The sequence below is a fragment of the Arthrobacter sp. A2-55 genome (assembly GCF_025548615.1).
In the GTDB taxonomy this organism is placed as follows: domain Bacteria; phylum Actinomycetota; class Actinomycetes; order Actinomycetales; family Micrococcaceae; genus Specibacter; species Specibacter silviterrae.
In genome coordinates this window covers 1-18,171 of record NZ_JAJLOZ010000086.1, presented here as the reverse complement: position 1 = coordinate 18,171, position 18,171 = coordinate 1, and the positions used below count along the sequence as shown (strand labels likewise).

Here is an 18,171-nt window from a genome sequence, read left to right as displayed (position 1 = left end):
GGGGGAGTGGGACAAGCTGCTGTACGGAAACCACCGCATCGTGGTGGAGGTGTCGGAAGTCCCTGCCGGCCCCCGCGCCAACACGGTGGTGCTGCCCTGGCGGCGGCAGGATGAAAACCCCGAGGGCGTGGATGTCATCGTGGTGTCCGCAGCGTCCGGACGGCGCGTGCGCAATGTCACCGCTTCGGAAGTGACCAGGGAACGCGGTGCATTCACCTTTGAGCCCCTGGACGGACCCGGCAGCTATTACTTTTACTACCTGCCCTACGCCATGGGCGGGCACGCCTACTACCCCCAGTCCAGGTACCTGCCGGCCAGGCCGACGGCGGATCCGGGCTGGGTGCTCGAGGTTGCCGGCAGCGTGTGGCCGGCCGAAAACGGGCCCGCCGACGGCAAATTCCCCGAAGCGAGGGCCGTTCGCTACGAGGCGGCCAGCGAATGGGACAGCTTTGCCCCGATGAACTTCACCCCCACGGCGGCTGAGCTGGAGGCACTGCACGCCGGGCACCGCGGCTCCGCCTTTCTCCTCTTTGCCCAGGACCGGGAACACCCCATCTCCATGAAGGACGGCGTTCCAGCGCACTGGGCCATCGGGGGGCCCGTCGCCGCTGCGGGAATGCCAGCGCCGGCCACCGTGACCGGCCAGGCACAGCCCGGCGAGGACTACGTGCTTCAACTGGGCCTGTATGCCCTCACGGAAATGGCGGGGGTTTCAGTGTCCGTGGCGGCAAGCGCCGCCGGGCAGGAAGTGGCAGGCAGGTGCATCAACACCGAGGGCGTGGACCGGCTGGGGATGCCGTTCAGCAAGGAATTGGATGTCGCGGAAGGAACGGTCCAGGCACTGTTCATTATTTTGCCTGTCCCAACAGGGGCGGCCGGCGGCACGCTGCAGGCCGCCGTTACGGTGGCTTCCCCGGCTGGCAGCGCCACCATCCCGGTTGAGCTGACAGTCCTGCCCGAGGCGGAGCCTGACATTGCCGCGGGCGGCTATGGCGACCTTGGCCAGCTGCGCCGCCTGGCATGGCTGGACTCGACGCTGGCACAGGATGACGAACTGGTCCGCCCCTACACGGCAATTTCACTGGATGAACAGGGCCGCACGCTGGGCATTCTCGGCCGAACCCTGGAACTGGGCGCCAACGGCCTGCCGGCCCAAATCACCTCCACTTTTACGCCCGCCGTCACGGCTGCGGGCGGACCCGCCCGCGAGCTGCTGGCCGGCCCCTTTGCCTTCACCCCCGAGTCCGGCGGCCAGGCCGCCTGGCAACATTCGCCGCTGCGGTTCAGCGTTCACGGCCCGGCCCGCATCGGCTGGAGTTGCAGCTGGTCCAACAAGCTGAACAAGCTGCAGGTCACCGTTGACGGTGAGCTGGAGGCCGACGGCGCAGCCTCCTTCGCCGTCCGGCTCTCCAACGCCGGGGATGCCCTGGCGGAATTGGGCCACGTCCGCCTGGCGGTGCCGTTCCGCCAGGATGCGGTGCCATATTCCATGGGTCTGGGCACGCCCGGCGGCGACCGCATGACCAGCCTCGACTGGACCTGGGACGTCACCGCGCGCAACCAGGAGTCGCTGTGGCTGGGGGATGCAAACATCGGCGTCCAGCTCGCCCTACGCGACGACAACTACGAGCGCCCGCTGAACACGAATTTCTACCACGAGAAACCGCTCAACGCCCCCGTCTCATGGGCCAACACCGGTGACGGTGCCGGTGCCGCGGGAGTCACCCTGCGTGAGGCGGCCGCGGAAGGGGGCGCCGGCGTCGTGCGTGTTGAAGCCTTCAGCGGACCCCGCACCCTGGCAGCAGGGGAAAGCCTCAACTACGGCTTCCGCCTGCTGCTGACCCCCTTCAAGCCAATCCAGCCGGGCCGCCAGCTTGCCAACCGCTACTTCCACGACCAGGGCAGCGTGGAGGCCATTGCCGAAACCGGGGCCTCGGTCATCAACATTCACCACGCCATCGCCCTGGCACCATTTATCAACGACCCCTTGCTGCACGCGGAAACCCTGGCCAGCTACACGGCCGAGGCACATGCCGCAGGCCTCAAGGTCAAGGTGTACGACACCGTGCGGGAATTGACGGCGCACAGCCCTGACCTGCTGCCGATGCTGTCGCTGGGCGGGGAAATTTTCAGTGGAGGTCCCGGCCATGGGCACATGTGGCTGCAGGAACATGCCGGCCGCAATTACGTTTCCGCCTGGCATGCGCCCAATGTGGATGATGTGGCGGTGGTGACGGCGGGGGAGTCGAGGCTGCAAAACTGGTACATCCGAGGTCTGGACGAGCTGGTGCGGCGCACCGGCGTGGACGGCATCTACCTCGATGACATTGCCTATGACCGGCAGGCCATGAAGCGCGTCCGCAAGGTGCTCGAGAGGCGGTGCCCGGACCCGGAGATCGATCTCCACTCCGCCAACCAGTTCACCGAACGCGACGGCTGGAACCCGTCGGCAAACCTGTACATGGAACAGCTGCCGTACACGGACAGGCTGTGGCTCGGCGAGTACTTTGACTATGACAACACGGACGCGGCGTTCTGGCTGGTGGAAGTCTCCGGCATCCCGTTCGGCCTCATGGGGGAGATGCTCGAAGGAGGAGGCAACCCCTGGCGCGGCCTGGTCTTTGGCATGACGGGGCGGGCCCCGCGGGTGGACAACCGGCCGCTGTGGCAATTCTGGGCCGACCACGGGCTGGCTGCGGCGGACATGGTGGGGCACTGGGACCCGGGCTCGCCCGTGCGCACCAGCCACCCCGGCGTGCTGGCGAGCAGCTGGATCACGCCCGCCGGGCTGGTCACCGCATTGGCCAGCTGGACTGAGGCGCCGGTGGCTGTGACGTTGGAGTTTGCGCCGGGGTTTGCGCACCTGGCCGGGGCCTGCGCTGCGGCGCCCGCGATCGCCGGCTTCCAGGAGGCGGCAGGTTATGCACCCGGGGCTGCCATCACTGTTGAGCCGGGCCGCGGCGTTGTGCTGGTCGTCAAGGGGCGACAGTCCTGAAGCCGAGGTTGCCGCTGGCCGAATCGGGGGAATTGGAGCTGCGCGCGGCCAGCCGGTAGCGGTTGCAGTAGGACTCGTGGCACAAGTACGAGCCGCCCCGCATGACCCGGCCCCGCCCGATGGTGGGGCCGGGCGGATCCGCCACGGTGCCCTTGGCCCGGCAGGAATTGTAGTACTTGGGCAGAAACCAGTCGGAACACCATTCCCACACGTTGCCGCTGGTCTGGAACAGCCCATAGCCGTTGGGCTCGAAGGTCCGCACGGGCGCGGTGGTGAGGTGGCCGTCGTCGCCCGTGTTTTCGGTGGGAAAGGTGCCCTGCCAGATGTTGCAGCGGTGGACAGTGGTGCCGTCCGCCGCGGTACCGTGAAGCTCGTTGCCCCACGGGTAGCGGGCCTGGGCGAGACCGCCGCGGGCCGCGTATTCCCACTGGGCCTCCGTGGGCAGCGACCGTCCGGCCCAGGCACAGTAGGCCAGTGCGTCAGTGTGCGAAACCTGCACCACGGGATGGTCGGGGATGTCTTCCCAGAAAGAGAGCCGCCCGGCCGGATGGGCCCAGTCCGCGCCCCGGACGTTCAGCCACCAGGGCGTCCCGGAGGCGGTGCCGAGGATGTCTTGGGTGCCCGCCTGGACGGCCAGGTGGAAAACGGCGGAGGTCCCGTACACCTCGGATTCGGTGCGGTACCCGGTGGCGTCGATGAATGTTGCGAACTGCGTGTTGCTGACGGCCGTGGCATCGATCCGGAACGCGGACATGGCAACGCTGTGCACGGGCGTTTCGCCGTCGGCCGGGTAACCCTCGCCGAAAGGGTCGCCCATGGCAAAGGTGCCGGCGGGAATGGCCACGTCCTCGTGGGCAGGTGCGGCCGCGTTCGCAACCGCCAGTGGGGTGGTGGCTTCCGGTCCGTGTCCGTCGTGGGCGTTCGGGGATGCCTGGCGGCCTTTCGGGCTGCAGCAACTGGACACTGGTTCTCCTTCTCAGGCCTGGGCACGCGTCCGTCCGGCCGGCCGTCCGGAGCTGCGCGGGGCTCTACCCTCCATTGTGACGCATCACGCGCGGTGGCGCCGGATGGCAGACCGGCAAGGGAAGTCCAGGCAGGAAACGCAGCGGGAAATCCCTCACCATGCGTGATTGTGACTTATTTGGAGAATTTGAATCATGATCTTGCATGATTCATTTTCATGGCTTATCTTTGTTAAACGATTAACACGTGTGGCAGGCATCACAGTCCTGTGACTCCTCCCACCCTTGGAAGCCACCCACCGAACCCAAGCCAGGAGCACCAATGAGCCCGACGACACGTCAGGAAACCCTGGAGACTTCGGCTCCCGCCGCGGAGGCCGGGCCAATGAACGCAAGAGGCGAGACGGCGTCTCGCCGCCGTGGGCGGGCATCCCGCAGCAAGAACCCCGCGCAATCGAAGACCCACGCAGTCCCGTTCAAGGTCCGCTGGCGCCGCGACTGGCAGATGGTGCTCATGATGGTGCCCGGCGTGCTGGTCATGCTCCTGTTCGCCTACATCCCGATCCTCGGCAACGTGATCGCCTTTCAGGATTACCAACCGTACCTGACCGTCTTCGAGGCCCCTTTCGTGGGCATGGAAAAGTTCGTGGGGCTGTTCGATGACCCCGCCTTCCTGGACGCCTTCCGCAACACCATGGTTCTTGCAGTCACCCAGCTGGTGCTGTTCTTCCCGGTGCCGATCATCCTGGCCCTGGTGGTTGACTCGCTCTCGCCACGGCGCATCCGCAACGTGTTCCAGTCGATCGTGTACCTGCCGCACTTCCTGTCCTGGGTCCTGGTCATCACGTTCTTTCAGGAATTCCTGGGCGGCGCCGGCTTCATCAACAACATGCTCAAGCTGATGGGGATGGGGTCCATCCCGTTCATGACGGACCCCACCACGTTTCCGCTGATGGCCACCATCCAGCTGGTCTGGAAGGATGCCGGCTGGGCCATGATCATCTTCCTTGCAGCCCTGTCCACGGTTGACGTCTCCCTCTACGAAGCGGCAGCGGCCGACGGCGCGGGACGCTGGCGCCGCCTGTGGCACGTCACGCTGCCTGCCCTGCGGCCGGTCATCATCCTGTTGCTCATCCTGCGCATCGGCGACATTCTCAGCGTCGGCTTCGAGCAGTTCATCCTGCAGCGCGACAACGTGGGCCCCGGCGCCGCGGAAGTCCTGGACACCTACGTCTACTATTCGGGCGTGATCGGCGGCGACTGGAGTGCCGGCGCCGCGGCCGGCCTCGCCAAGGGCGTCATCAGCGCGCTGCTCATTTGGGGCGCCAACTCCCTTGCCCACAAGTTCGGCGAAGCCGGGCTCTTTCAGAAGAAGGTCGGCTAGGCACCGCCTGCCGGAAGGAGAACTCACATGACTTCGCTCTTGAAGCGCAAGGCGTCCGGGCTCAGCTATTCCCCCACCAGGCCAGCCTGGAAGGAAAAGCCGTCGCTCCTGTACTCAGGGCTCAAGGTCCTGATCGTGGTGGTGGTCACCGCCTGCATCGGCCTGCCCGTGCTGGTGGTCTTCGCGACGTCGTTCGCGGACAACCAGCAGATCATCCAGTCCGGGGGCTACGTGCTGTGGCCCACGCACCCCAACCTTGATGCGTACCGGACCCTCTTCTCCGGGAACCTCATGATCCGCGCCCTGGGGGTCAGCGCCTTCATTACGGTCGTTGGCACCGCCATTGCCCTGTTCGTCACGATCCTGCTGGCGTACGCCACCAGCCGCCCGGTGCTGTTTGGCCGCCCCGTGGTCCTCGCCGTGCTTTTCACCATGCTCTTCAGCGCAGGGATCATTCCCATGTATCTGATGATCAAGCAGCTGGGCCTCATTGACAGCCTCTGGTCGCTGATCCTGCCCGGGGCCCTGGGCGGCTTCAACTTTGTCGTCATGCGCTCCTTCTTCATGAACATCCCCGGCGAACTGATCGAAAGCGCCCGGATCGACGGGGCCAGCGATTGGAAGATCCTGTGGACCATGGTGCTGCCGCTGTCCAAGGCCGTGACCGCCGTCGTCGGGCTTTTTTACGCCGTAGGCATCTGGAACTCGTTCTTCAACGCGCTCCTGTACCTCAATGACACGGCCAAGTGGCCTGTCCAGGTGGTGCTTCGCTCCTACGTCCTGCAAGGGAAGTCCATGGCGGCAGACCAGTTGGGCGTTGCGGTACATGCCCAGCCGCAGTCACTCCAAATGGCAGTGGTGGTGGTGGCGCTGGTGCCGATCCTGCTTGTCTACCCGTTCCTGCAGCGGCACTTCACCAAGGGCGTCATCACCGGCGCCGTCAAGGGCTAGGCCCTCCCAAACCAACCAGCCAGACCAACCGATACGAACACCAACGAAAGGCAAGCACGATGTCATCAGCTACCACCACCGGCTACAGCCGGAGGGGATTCCTGGGCATGCTCGGCGTCAGCGCCGCGACCATCGCCATCGGCACCTCATTGACGGGCTGCGGCCCGTCCGCATCCGGCGGCGACGCAGCCGCCTCGGCCGCGGTCAAGCTGCCCACCTACAAGGAGTTCACCGGCATCAAACCGGACCTCCCGGGCAATGCGGAAGGCCTGCAGCCGGCCTTTCTGTCCATGCCGAGAACGTTTGTCAAGACAACCAGCAAGGCGCCCCTGACGCAGAGCCTCTCCGCGTACACGGAAACGTTCGAAACGCCGCCTCCCGGAATGGACTCCAACCCGTTCTGGAAGCGCCTCAACTCGGCCCTCGGCGCCAATCTGAACCTGACCATCGGCACAGACCCGGGCTACCCGGACAAGTTCGCCACCATGCTGGCCAGCGGTGACATCCCGGACCTCATGTGGCTGCCGCCGAACCAGGGCATCCCCAACGTCGGCCCCATGCTCGAAGCCAAGTTCACCGACTTGACTAAATACCTTTCAGGTGACGCCGTGCTGCAGTACCCCAACCTCGCTGCGCTGAAGCCGGCCTCCTGGAAAACTGCCGTGGTCAACGGGAAGATCTGGGGTGCGCCCATCCCGTCCACCCCCATGGGCCAGGTCATGATCGGAAACCCGCAGATGTGGAGCAAGGTGGGGGGCTTCAAGTTCACCTCCACGGACGACTTCATGGCGAAGGGTGCCGAGGTTGCCAAGGCATTCCCCGGGAGCTTTGTGCTAGGCAGCGACTACATCAACGAAATGCACATGTTCGGCGAGTGGTTCGGGGTGCCCACCACGTGGCGCCTGAACAAGGACAAGACGCTGACCCACATGTATGAGACACCTGAATACAAGGCCATGCTGGAATTCGCCGCCAAGGTGTTCAAGACCGGATTCTTCAACCCGGACACCACCCTTTCCAGTTTCAGCACCCCCTTCGTGGCCAACAAGCTGGCCGCGTATGTTTCGGTGGGTCCCAAGGGCATCAGCGAGGCCCGGTCCGCCGACCCCACCCGTTTCGGGGAGGTGCTCATTCCCTTTGGCCATGACGGCAAGATCACTCCCGTGTATGACATGGGCTACGGCACCGTTGGCTTTACGCCGCTGAAAAAGACCTCGGATGAAAAGCGAATCCGCGAAGTCCTGGACTTCTACAACTGGATGGCCGCGCCCTTCGGAAGCGCGGAATACCTGCAGAAGAACTACGGCACGGAAGGAGCCGACTTCACCTTCGACCAGTCCGGCAACCCCGTTTTCACCAAGGACGGAAACACCAATGCCCCTGGCCTGGTCAGCGCCCTGAACATCATGTCCAGCCCGGAGAACCCGATCTACAGCGCGCAGTTCACCAAGGACACCCAGGCCATCTATGACGCTTCCAAGGAACTGCTGAAGTACGCCAGCCGGAACCCCACTGCCGGCACGTACTCCGACACCAACTCCAAGGTTGGCGCCAAGCTGACCACTGCCGCGCGGGACACGGCCACGGACATCCTCACCGGCCGGGCCGGCGTGGACACCTGGGACGCGGCCGTCACCAAGTGGAAGAACGGCGGCGGAGACAAGATGCGCGAGGAATACCAGAAGGCGCTCGCCTAGGACGCCGGGCGGGCCTTCCAGAAGGCCCGCCCGGCCGGGCCCACCGGCTGCAGGGGAAGGGGCCGTGGCGGCAGGAAATCCTTGACGCCACGGCGCATGTAGGCTCGACAAAAGTGCAGTCAAGCGGTTTACGGACCATGTCAGAGATGGCCCGGATGCCGGGAATCATCCAAGGAAACAAGGGGAGCCCATGAATTCGCCAGTCACACCGGCGCGGCGCGCCACCATCCGCACCGTGGCCCAGGCCGCCGGGGTCTCCACGGCCACGGTTTCCTACGTGCTCTCCGGACGGTCCGGCAAGGCTGGTTCCCCCGGCGTTTCGAGCCAGACAGAACTCCGCGTGCGGCAGGCGGCATTGGGTCTGGGCTACCGGCCCAACCAGGCGGCGCGGACCATCCGCACCGGAAAATCGAACCTGATGATGCTGTCGCTGACCATGCTCTCCGACCCCTGGTCGCTGTCCGTGAGCAAGGCCGTCGGTGCGGCCGTGGCGGATGTGGGCATCACGCCCATGATCCTTGCCGACACCGACTGGCGGACGGCCATCCGGCGCCAAGGGGCCGACGTCGTCTTCATCGACGCAGCGGACCAGGAGGGCGACGCCGGACTGCTCGCCGAGCTGGCCGGCAGCAACAGGCTGGTCGTGTTCAGTGAAACCCTTGAACCCAACGGCTTCGACGTGGTCCGCTCCATGGCCGGAACGACCATGGACCAGGCCATGGACCACTTGACCGCCACGCACACCAAGGTGGCTGCGCTGGCTTCGACAAGCAGCCTCAAGAATGCGCGCGCGGGCCGGTATGGCGCCTACGTGCGGGGCCTGGAAAGGGCGGGACTGGCGCTCCAGGACAAATACGTGGCGACCTTTGACGGCGACGAACTGAGTGCCTACCAGGCCGCTGTCCAGCTGCTCAGCCAGCCGGACCCGCCCACCGCCATCTTCGCCACCTCCGACTTTGTCGGCATTGCGGCGATACATGCGGCCCAGCGGCTCCGGCTGTCAGTGCCCGAGGACGTTGCTGTGGTGGGCATCGGCAACACCCTGCAGGGCGAGGCCATGGCGCCGTCGTTGACCAGCGTGGGTCCGGCAGGCTTCTTTGACGGCCTGGCCCGCTTCCTGGTTGACAGGGCCAAGGACCCCTCCGCGCCGGCGCAGGTCCTGGAGTTCCCATGGCAGCTGTTTGTGCGGGACTCCGCACCGGGCTCCACACATTGATACAAGGCCATGAATTTCAAGCAAGAGAGAAGAAGTGTTGTGACAGATTTGGTTGAAGCTGTGCCCGGGCCTGCCCGGACCACCCGCGACATGCGCGTTGGCCTTGTTGGCTTCGGGTTGCGGGCTTCGCTGTGGCGCCACGTGCACCGGCCCGGCGAAGGTTCGGAAGTGGTGATGGTCTGCGATGTTTCGGAGCGCGGCCGTGCGGACGCCGCAGACAAGATTCCGACGGCGGCTGTCACGGGCGACCTTCAGGAACTCCTGGACGCCGGGCTGGATGCGGTGCTGGTGTTGACGCCGGACAACAAGCATGCGCTGATTGCCTTGGAAACCCTCAAGGCCGGGATCCCCACCTTCTGCGAGAAACCCCTCGACGTGACACTGGAGGCTGCCGATGCCATTTTGACCACTGCTTTTGAGACCGGAACCCGCCTGTACGTGGGGCACAACATGCGCCACATGCCCGTTGTGGTGCAGATGCGCGAGCTCATCCAGTCCGGGGCCATCGGAGAGGTCAAGGCGGTCTGGTGCCGGCACTTTGTGGGCAACGGCGGGGACTACTACTTCAAGGACTGGCACGCCGAGCGCGCCAACACCACCTCGCTGCTGCTGCAAAAGGGTGCCCATGACATTGACGTGATCCACTGGCTGGCCAGCGGCTACACCCGGCGCGTGTCCGCCATCGGCGACCTGGCCGTGTACGGGGACGTGAAGAGCCGGCGGGACAACTCGGACAGGCGCATGTGGGACTGGTTCTCGCTGGAGAACTGGCCGCCCACCGAACAGACAGACCTGAACCCCGTCATCGACGTCGAGGACATCTCCATGATGCAGATGGTCCTGGACAACGGCGCCCTGGCCTCCTACCAGCAGTGCCACTTCACGCCCGACTACTGGCGCAACTACACGGTCATTGGCACCAAGGGCCGCATCGAGAACTTTGGCGACAACCCCGGCGACAAGATCCATGTCTGGACGACTAGGTCCCAGGACGGCTTCGTGGAGCCCGACCAAAAGGTGGAGATCCGGGACGGCGACGGCGGCCACGGCGGTGCGGACCCGCTCCTGATCGCGGAGTTCCTGCGCTTTGCCCGCGACGGCGGCGCCACCGCAACTTCCCCGGTCGCGGCCAGAGAAGCCGTGGCCGCAGGCGTGCTTGCCGCCCAGTCGCTGCGCTCCGGCGGTGGCGCCCTGGAAGTGCCTGAACTGCCCGCGAATCTCGTGGAGTACTTCAAAGCCGGCCAGCCCGTCCGCACCGCCGTCTAACGCAAAGGCTTCGCCATCCATCCATCGCTGACCGCCACGTCCTGGGAGGATAGGATGCACTTCCACTGGGCAACGGGCTGCTGGGCGGGCTCCTGTGGGGTGAGGGAAATGTGCTGCGCCTTTCCCTGGACCGCGGTGACCTATGGGATGAGCGCACCCATGGCGAACAGGAGTGGTGGAAAGAGCATCCATGGAACGGGGCCGGCGACGACCCCGATCCATGGGGCAAGTTCTACCGCGGCCTGACACCCACCAAGCCTCCGGCCGGACGCCTGGAACTTCGCTTGGAGCCCGGGCAGAGGCTGAAAGAATTCGAGCTGGACCTCGCCACCGCCCAAGGCACCGCCACAACAACTGCCGGGCAAGCGTCCATGCAACTTCCCGACGCGGGCATCCAACGCAACTTCCGGTTCAACGGTTACCTTTACGGCGCCGGTTCGCGGAAGGGTGCCCCCGCCCAGGCCGATCCAGGGAGTGCGGACGGCGGCCTGCCCCCGTGGAAGGGCGATTGCCACAATGGCCTCAATGCAGCTGAGGTAGTCGGTATGCCAGGCGTCGGGGGATTTTGAGTCGGGGGAGTCCAACCTGGATTTTCTGTGGGAACCGGCCCCCGTATTCCGCCAGTTTGCTTGGGACTTTTACGGCACGTCCGGGCTGGCCTCGCCGGGGGTGATGTCCGGCAAAGGCCGGCCACTGGCCGGGTGGAGCCAGTATGCGATGTCGCCATCCATGGGCGCCTGGAACGCGCATAGGTTTTACCTGCACTGACGTTTTGCCCGTGGCTCGGAGATTCTGGCCAAACGCGCCTACCCCTGGTGTGCCGAAGTGGGACAACGCCTCCAAAGGCGACCAGTCCGGACTGAGACACTCGGCCTACACCCATCGGCCGTTCACCCTGGAAGGCAATTTCGCGGCGATGCAGGTGGTCCAGGAAATGCTGCTGCAAAGTTGGAGTCCGACGCCGGGCACACCGGAATGGGAGGTCCTGCGGATTTTCCCCGCCGTTCCAGCACAACGGGCCGGCGCCAGCTTCAGCGAGCTGCGCGCGGCGGGCGGGCTCGGGGTTGCGGCCGGCCGGCAAGGCAACGTCACCACCTCGCTCACGGTTGTTGCCGGCCGGGACGGCACGGTGCGGATCCGGAACAACGTCGACGGCCGGGAGCCGAGCTGGTCCGTTGCCGGTGTTGTAAAAATAGGCCACGATTTCCACCTTGCGATGCGCCGCGGCGATGTGGCGACCGCATGAAGGGGCGCAGACCATGAATGCACTCCGGGATGACCTGGCCATGTCCGATTTGAAGGCCGGCCCGGCAGGCAGCGCGCACACGCCGGAGAACACAGGGACCGCGCCCACCCTCCGCAGCCGGCGCCAAACGGCGACGCGATGCCGGGACGTGACATGGCGCGCGGCGGTGGAGTCTTGGCAACATGGCGGTCGACTGGGTCTGAATGCCATCTCGGTCATGAAAATTTTCATTGTGTTATCGATATCATATCTGTAATCTAGAGCGTACTTCACCCCGTTCCGGCCCTACCATCGCAGCTAGGTAACGTCATGGCACACTCAAATCACATGAAAATCACTCTCGCCGCAATCGCGGCCGCCGCGGCCCTTTCCGCCGCCCCTCTCTCCGGCATGTCCCCCGCAGTAGCGGCCACCTCGGTGCCTCCCGGTACGGTGATTCCGGAGAGCCAGTACTCCATTGCCAGCTTCGACTCCCAGTCGCCCGCATACCCGGCCCCACCGTCGCTTGACGGCACGGCCAAGGCGGCCATCGACGGGGACGTGAACACGGAATGGACTTCGCTGGCCACCGCGATGCCGCACTGGCTTGCCGTGGACCTTGGCGCTACATACAACGTGACTGGCCTCGAGTACTCGGTGAAGAACCAGTCAAATGGTCCCATCCAGAATTACAAGGTCTTCGCCACCAACAACGTCGCCACTGCCCAGTCCACCACCGGCGACTGGGGGCAGCCGGTGGCAACGGGCGCCTTTACCCAGCCAAACAGCAACACACAGGTACAGTCCGTCTCCTTCAACATGCCCGTGACCGCACGTTTCATCAAACTGGAGGCTGACAGCACTGTCAGCGGCTCCAACTATGCCGCCATCTCCGAGATTAGTGCTTTCACATCCGGCGCGGCGGTGGCGCCTCCGCCGTACGGCGTCACAGTGGGGACGTTGGGGCCATGGTCCAACCCGGACGACACGTCAGCGAGCCCCTTCATCGACAAGGACGGCACGTTCCACTACGAATCGGCACACTCGCTTTACGGCCTCACGGACTCGCGCAGTTGGTCCTTCAACACCGGTGACAACTTGGACACTGCTGTGCCCGACGCCGCCATCAACCAGGCGGTCAGCCCCACCAACCCTGCTGACAAGAACAGCGACACAACCGAGCGCTGCAACAACAGTCCCACAGGACTGACGGCCACATTTGCGCCAGCCGGTTCCAACTACGCCCAGCGCGACTACTGCGACCTGACCCAGCTCTGGGTCGACCCGGACACCGGGAACTGGTACGGGCTGGTCCACAACGAATTCACGCCGCAGCCGTTTGGCGACGGACTGCACTTCGACGCCATCGACTTCGCCGTCTCCGCCGACCAGGGCAAGACCTGGACCATCAAGAACCAGGTCATCACCACCCCTTTCAGCACCGTCAGGGGAGACACCTCCACGTTTCCGCAGCAGACCTACGACTACGGGGACGGCGACCCGCGCCTCTTCGTAGACACCGCCTCCGGCTATTTCTACATGTACTACGGCTCGCGGATCGTGGACAAGACCGGAAGCTGGGCGGCATTCTACGAACACGTAGCCCGCGCACCGATCGCTGACAAGATGGCCCCAGGATCGTGGAGCAAATACTACGACGGCTCCTGGCAGCAGCCGGGCCTCGGCGGCAAGGAGAGCAACCTGGTTCCCGTCAGCCCGGCCAACACCACCGGCTACACCCCCACGGCTAGCGAGTACAACCCTCTCATGCCCGGCACAGCGTCCGTGCAAATTGCAGCGGGCCTGATGCCGGCAACTTCGCCGCTGTTCGTCATGGATGTCACTTACGACGCCTACCTGGGCCTGTACATTGGCGAGCCGCAGAATCCTGACCAGAGCGGCAACGCCCCGCAACAGTATTACGCCACCAAGAGCCTGGCAACGCCCAAGTGGACCCTGGTGGGGGACACCGGGTCCTACACTACGGCCTCGTGGTACCGCTGGTTCATCGACCCTGCCAACGCCACGAGTTCGAACATCGTGGGCAAGTCCTTCCGCTCCTACTGCTCCTTCGGCTGCTCCAACGGATCCGCCAGCGAGTACGCGAACGTCACCATCGACCAGAACGCGGCCCCGCCGGCCCCCGTGATCGACACCAGCAAGAGCTACACGGTCACCAATGGCCTTGGCCTTGCCCTAGCCCAGCAGGGCGGTTCAAGCGCCACCAAGATCATTTCCAGCACCTCGGCCAAGGCATCGGCAGCGTGGACCTTCACCAGTAACGGCGATGGTTCCTACAGCCTCACCAATGCGGCAAGCGGCGGTGCGCTCGGGGTCTCGAACGACACGGCAGGCCGCGCTTGGGGTGCGAATCTCTCGGTCACTCCCACCGCCAAGCCAGGCCAGACGGCCCAGCAGTGGTTTGTCATCCCCGGAACCACACCGGACGGCACGGCAACGGGCAATTACAGTGTGGTTAACCGCTACAGCGGCCTGGTCATTTCGCTGCCGGCCGGCTCCGGGCAGGCCTTGACAACACCCTTCCGCAGTTGGACCGATTCCTCTGGCAGCACAGTGGGCAACGGAGCGCAGGCGGCCGCGCAAACCCTGACGTTGACCCCGCTCAACTAACGACGACGGCTGCTGGCCGAAAAAGATAGGCGCTGGGCGGTTCCCGGAGGTTGCTCCCGGGAGCCGTTTCCCTGTGCACCCCGCACCCTGTCAAGGCCGCTGCCATTGGACTATCCCCACGGGGAGTCGCACCATTGTGCCTTACCTTCAAGGTGCCTTCACGGGGCCTCGCCGCTCCTTCGCATCGCTCGTGCGCCTGGCCGGCGGTGCCGTGGAGACAGGGCCCGCGGACGTTATGGTTGAAGATACGGGCAATGCCATCACCGTTTCAGTTACCGCTCCGGGCGGAACTGTCCTTAGTGCGCGGCTCACCGCCTAAACTGCTGAGTGCTTGATACGCCCAGCTAGTGCAAGTCTCGACCCCACGGACTCTATGAAGGAGATGCTTTCCAGCGATGGGCAAGCCAAATGTAATTCTCATCTGTGTCGATGAATGGCGCGGCGACTGCCTTTCAGCCGACGGCCATCCGTACGTGGAAACTCCCCACCTGGACGAGCTGGCGCGGGGCGGCGTCAGGTTTTCCAAGGGATATTCGGCCACGCCAACCTGTGTCCCGGCCCGTGTTGCACTCTTCACCGGCCAGTCGCAGGAGAAGCACGGCCGGGTTGGCTACAACGAAGGCGTCCCCTTTGACGTGGCACACCCGGTGACCATCCAAGGAGCATTCAGGAAGGCTGGCTACCACACCCAGGCCATTGGAAAGATGCATGTCTACCCGGAACGGTCGCGCATAGGGTTCGACGACGTCATCCTGCACGACGGGTTCCTCCACTACTCGCGGAAAAACTTCAAGCAAAACTTTGCCTTCTTCGACGACTATGTGCCGTGGCTGCGCCGCCAGCCCGGCAGCACCCCCGAAGGGGAGTACTTTGACAACGGGGTCAACTGCAACTCCGTCGTGGCCCGGCCGTGGGACAAGGCCGAACACCTGCACCCGAGCCACTGGATCGGCACCCAGGCGATCGATTGGATGTATCGGCGCGATCCCTCCAAGCCATTCTTTCTCTATCTTTCCTGGCACCGGCCGCATCCGCCCTACGACCCGCCCCAGTGGGCCTATGACCAGTACCTGGACATTGACCCCTACAAACCGGTCGAAGGTGACTGGGAACAGGACTGGGATGAGTTCCGCAAGGACGGCGACTACCAGGCGGCCTTCGGCGAGCTGCCTGACAGGACCGTCCACCGCGCCCGGGCCGGCTATTACGGCCTGATGGCCCAGATTGACCTGCAGATCAACCGGATCAGGGAATCCCTCGCGGACTTCGGCCTCGCCGAGGACACCATCATCGCCTTTACCTCCGACCATGGCGAAATGATGGGCGACCACCACATGTTCCGCAAGGCGCTGCCCTATGAAGGCTCGGCGCGCGTCCCCTTCATCATCGCCGATGCACCGTCCGCCAAGGACTCGGCCCGGGGCGCCGTCATGGACGACGTCGTTGAGCTCCGGGACATCATGCCCACCCTCCTTGACTTGGCCGGCGTGGACATTCCGGATTCGGTGGACGGCAAGTCACTCGCGCCGCACGTTCGCGGCGAAGCGGCCGCCGGCCCGGTCAGGGACTGGCTGCACGGCGAGCACATTTATTTTTCCCAGAACATCCACTGGCTGACGGACGGCAGGATCAAATATGTGTGGGGTTCCGCCAAGGGAGTGGAGCAGCTCTTTGACCTGACAACGGATCCCGATGAATGCCGCAACCTGGCCCATGACGAGGCATCGGCACCACTGCGCCAGCTTTGGCGGGCCAGAATGGTGGCGACACTTGACGGCCGTGAAGAAGGCTTCGTGCAGGACGGTGAACTGGTTGCAGGCCGGCCTGTTGTCTCGATTCTGGCGCACACGCAGGAGCGGATTGCCGCCGGGAAATAGCCGCCGTCGTGCTTTGTTTACGCCAGGGCGCCCATGGGGTCCCATGCCGGCAGCACGATGGGATCGGCCTGCAGCGCCTCCTGCAGCTCAGCAGACAACCGTGACTTGTCCACAACCACCTCGAAGACGTACTCATCGAACCAGTTGTCAGCCATGGTGTAGAAACCCTGGTCGCCGTTCTCGTCGCCCCAGCTGTTCTCGACCCGCCAGCGCCGGGCTTCGCCGTCGAGCACGTCAACGCCCGTCAGCAGCATGGCATGAGTCATGGCCGACTCACCAAAGCGGACCCGGGTCTCCTTGTCCATGGCCAGCTCGGCGCCGTACAGGCCCGCGTAGTCGTACAGCCGGGCATCCCAGATGCCGTCCTTGCGGACCATCTGCGGTCCCACATCGCAGCCAAACCAGACCGGCTGCCCGTCAAGGATGGCCTCCTTGGCCAGCCGCTTGGCCAGGGCGATGTCCACATTGAGGTACAGCACGGGCGCGGCGCCGACCACGTTGCCCAGGTGCTCCACCGTCAGAGTGCTGCCCTTGGGGTGCTCCGCGCGGGGATCGTCCACCAGGCAGACGTAGTCGTCCAGCGTGATGGTGGTGTACTTGGCGAGGAATTCCTGCGGAGTCAGCACACCCTCGCGGTGAAAGGCCTTCTTGTCGTCGGTGTACTCCCACTCAAAGGACGACGGCGGCGTGCCCAGGTGGAGCGTGAGGATCCGGTGCACTTCGGCGATGATCCGCTCCCGGGCCTGCCCTTCCGCGGCGGTGTCGCCGGCGCTGCGGAGGGCCCGCAGCTCATGGGCACCCCGCCGCAGCAGGGAGCAGAGCACGGCGTTCATCCGGCCCGTGTTGGAGGAAGATTCCGTCTCCGGCATGGCGGCCTTGGGTACGGCGCCGTACTTGCGGAAAACGTTGACGGCCATGTCCCACTGGCCGCCGTCGCCCATCAAGGTCTGCAACAGGTAGGAGACCAGCCGGTCGTCCTCGGGGCGTTCGGCCGTGTCCAGGATGGACTGCAGGAAGTAGTTGGCCCGTTCCAGCTTGTCGAAGTACATGGCGTAGTTCTGCGAAAACTCGAATTCCTTGACGTCCAGCACTTCCTTGGCGCCAGCGCGCAGCAGGTTCAGTGCCGCAAAGAGCCAGCAGCGCCCGGACTTCTTCTGGTTCGTCACCTTCCAGTCGTCAATGCGGTTGGAGACGGTGGTGGACAGTGCCGTGGCGAGCTGGTGGTCGATGGCGAGCTCGTCAACGCTGACCCTCGCGATGGCGTTTTGGGTGCGCTTCAAGACAGGGTCGGCGGCGAACGCGCTGTTCATGCCGGCCAGCTGTTCGGCGGTCAGGGGGACGGTGGGCACTTGTGTGATGGTGGTCATGTATTCCGTTTTATCCCGAATCGGGGAGCGTGGCAAACAGTGGATATAAATGACCCAAAACAATCACGAACACTCAGCGAGCCAGCTCTGCCATGACCTGCTGCAGGGCCTGCGCCACCAGCGTGACCGAGGCGCGCTTGAGGTTTTCCGGCCGGACCAGCAGGTCGATCCGGCGGCGGGTACTGATGCCCGTCAGGGGCCGCAGCACCACGCCCGGGTTCAGGGCAGGGCTGGCCGTATAGCGGGGGAGCAGGCCGATCACGTCACCTGTGGACACCAGCGCCGCCGCCGTCGAATAGTCGTTGATCCGGTGGACCACGTTGACGGGCCGGCTGGCGACGGCGCCGATGGCCGTCAGCACGTCCGCCGGCGAGTACCCGCTGCGGCTGGCCACCCACGGGTACGCCACCACGTCCTCGGGGGACAGGGAGGCCTTGGCTGCCAGCGGGTGGCCCGCGGCCACGGCAATGTCCAGCGGCTCGTGGGCCAGCGGGATGACGCGCACCCGAGACTCCGGCCAGGCCGGGCTGTGGTCCATGCGGTGGGCCAGGACCAGGTCGTAGCGCGCGGTCAACGCGGGGAAGTCGTGCTGGGCCACGT

13 protein-coding genes and 1 pseudogene are annotated in these 18,171 nt (G+C 64.9%); 10 read left to right on the top strand and 4 right to left on the bottom strand.

Going from position 1 to position 18,171, the window contains the following annotated elements; translation table 11 throughout:
- The coding region (locus LPN03_RS18350) for a glycoside hydrolase domain-containing protein (protein WP_262455427.1) at positions 1-2,995 on the top strand (2,995 nt) is incomplete at its 5' end.
- Here LPN03_RS18350 and LPN03_RS18345 read toward each other — a convergent pair.
- The gene (locus LPN03_RS18345; protein WP_410468620.1) at positions 2,976-3,959 is read right to left on the bottom strand and encodes a formylglycine-generating enzyme family protein; all 984 of its coding nucleotides are present in this window, start codon (positions 3,957-3,959) and stop codon (positions 2,976-2,978) included. The genes LPN03_RS18350 and LPN03_RS18345 overlap by 20 nt on opposite strands.
- A 320-nt stretch (positions 3,960-4,279) precedes the next feature.
- On the opposite strand from LPN03_RS18345, the gene LPN03_RS18340 reads away from it, so the two are divergent.
- From LPN03_RS18340 to LPN03_RS18310, 7 genes are all read left to right on the top strand, one after another.
- On the top strand, positions 4,280-5,341 hold the full coding sequence (locus LPN03_RS18340) for an ABC transporter permease (RefSeq protein ID WP_370875245.1): 1,062 nt from the start codon (positions 4,280-4,282) through the stop codon (positions 5,339-5,341).
- A gap of 27 nt (positions 5,342-5,368) precedes the next feature.
- Positions 5,369-6,292 carry a carbohydrate ABC transporter permease gene (locus LPN03_RS18335; RefSeq protein WP_262455426.1) on the top strand — a complete coding sequence of 308 codons (924 nt, stop codon included), beginning with the start codon at positions 5,369-5,371 and terminating at the stop codon, positions 6,290-6,292.
- Positions 6,293-6,351: 59 nt separating this feature from the next.
- The gene (locus LPN03_RS18330; protein ID WP_262455425.1) at positions 6,352-7,989 is read left to right on the top strand and encodes a sugar ABC transporter substrate-binding protein; all 1,638 of its coding nucleotides are present in this window, start codon (positions 6,352-6,354) and stop codon (positions 7,987-7,989) included.
- A 190-nt stretch (positions 7,990-8,179) separates the two neighbouring features.
- On the top strand, positions 8,180-9,205 hold the full coding sequence (locus LPN03_RS18325; protein ID WP_165180143.1) for a LacI family DNA-binding transcriptional regulator: 1,026 nt from the start codon (positions 8,180-8,182) through the stop codon (positions 9,203-9,205).
- Positions 9,206-9,295: 90 nt separating this feature from the next.
- Positions 9,296-10,471 carry a Gfo/Idh/MocA family protein gene (locus LPN03_RS18320; RefSeq protein WP_262455428.1) on the top strand — a complete coding sequence of 392 codons (1,176 nt, stop codon included), beginning with the start codon at positions 9,296-9,298 and terminating at the stop codon, positions 10,469-10,471.
- 110 nt (positions 10,472-10,581) lie between these two features.
- The gene (locus LPN03_RS18315) at positions 10,582-11,040 is read left to right on the top strand and encodes a hypothetical protein (protein WP_262455424.1); all 459 of its coding nucleotides are present in this window, start codon (positions 10,582-10,584) and stop codon (positions 11,038-11,040) included.
- A gap of 248 nt (positions 11,041-11,288) precedes the next feature.
- The gene (locus tag LPN03_RS18310; RefSeq protein ID WP_262455423.1) at positions 11,289-11,717 is read left to right on the top strand and encodes a hypothetical protein; all 429 of its coding nucleotides are present in this window, start codon (positions 11,289-11,291) and stop codon (positions 11,715-11,717) included.
- A gap of 36 nt (positions 11,718-11,753) precedes the next feature.
- On the opposite strand, the pseudogene LPN03_RS20860 reads toward LPN03_RS18310, so the two are convergent.
- Positions 11,754-11,927: pseudogene (locus tag LPN03_RS20860) on the bottom strand (Chromate resistance protein ChrB); the annotation flags it as partial.
- Between the two features lie 117 nt (positions 11,928-12,044).
- Here LPN03_RS20860 and LPN03_RS18305 point away from each other — a divergent pair.
- Positions 12,045-14,327 (top strand): discoidin domain-containing protein, encoded by a 2,283-nt coding sequence (locus tag LPN03_RS18305; RefSeq protein ID WP_262455421.1) that lies wholly within the window; start codon positions 12,045-12,047, stop codon positions 14,325-14,327.
- A 395-nt stretch (positions 14,328-14,722) separates the two neighbouring features.
- Positions 14,723-16,204, top strand: a complete 1,482-nt coding sequence (locus LPN03_RS18300; RefSeq protein WP_262455420.1) for an arylsulfatase — start codon at positions 14,723-14,725, stop codon at positions 16,202-16,204.
- A gap of 17 nt (positions 16,205-16,221) precedes the next feature.
- Here the strand turns inward: LPN03_RS18300 and LPN03_RS18295 are convergent, their stop codons facing one another.
- Positions 16,222-17,571 (bottom strand): aminopeptidase C, encoded by a 1,350-nt coding sequence (locus LPN03_RS18295; protein WP_262455419.1) that lies wholly within the window; start codon positions 17,569-17,571, stop codon positions 16,222-16,224.
- Between the two features lie 73 nt (positions 17,572-17,644).
- A partial coding sequence (locus LPN03_RS18290; RefSeq protein WP_262455418.1) for a LysR family transcriptional regulator substrate-binding protein occupies positions 17,645-18,171 on the bottom strand: 527 nt, incomplete at its 5' end.

What these genes read in the sequence shown, in the direction of transcription:
- LPN03_RS18300 (WP_262455420.1), top strand. Translation starts at nt 14,723, where the DNA reads ATGGGCAAGCCAAATGTAATTCTCATCTGTGTCGATGAATGGCGCGGC.
- LPN03_RS18330 (WP_262455425.1), top strand. Translation starts at nt 6,352, where the DNA reads ATGTCATCAGCTACCACCACCGGCTACAGCCGGAGGGGATTCCTGGGC.
- LPN03_RS18325 (WP_165180143.1), top strand. Translation starts at nt 8,180, where the DNA reads ATGAATTCGCCAGTCACACCGGCGCGGCGCGCCACCATCCGCACCGTG.
- LPN03_RS18295 (WP_262455419.1), bottom strand. Translation starts at nt 17,571, where the DNA reads ATGACCACCATCACACAAGTGCCCACCGTCCCCCTGACCGCCGAACAG.
- LPN03_RS18305 (WP_262455421.1), top strand. Translation starts at nt 12,045, where the DNA reads ATGAAAATCACTCTCGCCGCAATCGCGGCCGCCGCGGCCCTTTCCGCC.
- LPN03_RS18320 (WP_262455428.1), top strand. Translation starts at nt 9,296, where the DNA reads ATGCGCGTTGGCCTTGTTGGCTTCGGGTTGCGGGCTTCGCTGTGGCGC.
- LPN03_RS18335 (WP_262455426.1), top strand. Translation starts at nt 5,369, where the DNA reads ATGACTTCGCTCTTGAAGCGCAAGGCGTCCGGGCTCAGCTATTCCCCC.
- LPN03_RS18340 (WP_370875245.1), top strand. Translation starts at nt 4,280, where the DNA reads ATGAGCCCGACGACACGTCAGGAAACCCTGGAGACTTCGGCTCCCGCC.